Here is a 314-nt window from a genome sequence, read left to right on the forward strand (position 1 = left end):
CCTTATTCATCCCCGGATATACGTATGAATAATCAAAACCATTATGACCAATGGACTGAAAGTAGTCTTTAATAATATTTCGTTCTAAGTTAACTTGCGGCAATCCAACACCGACAACGATAACTCCTTGTAATCGATCTCCCTTCAGATCAATTCCTTCGGAAAAGATGCCTCCTAAAACGGCCATTCCTATCACTCGTTCATCGTCCTGCTCAACCTCTTTAAAAGCACTGAGGAAATTTTCCCTTTGTTCCTCTGTCATTTGTCCATCTTGTACTAAAAAGTTAAGATCTGGTGCCTCTGTACGTAAAGAC

At 39.8% G+C, this 314-nt stretch carries 1 protein-coding gene; it reads right to left on the reverse strand.

Annotated elements, in window-relative coordinates:
- Positions 1 to 314, reverse strand: a 314-nt coding sequence (locus tag NWP09_RS13475; protein WP_258275974.1) for a helicase C-terminal domain-containing protein, incomplete at both ends; no start/stop codon positions are given.

This window comes from Agrococcus sp. HG114 (assembly GCF_024723325.1).
Taxonomy (GTDB): Bacteria; Actinomycetota; Actinomycetes; order Actinomycetales; family Microbacteriaceae; genus Agrococcus.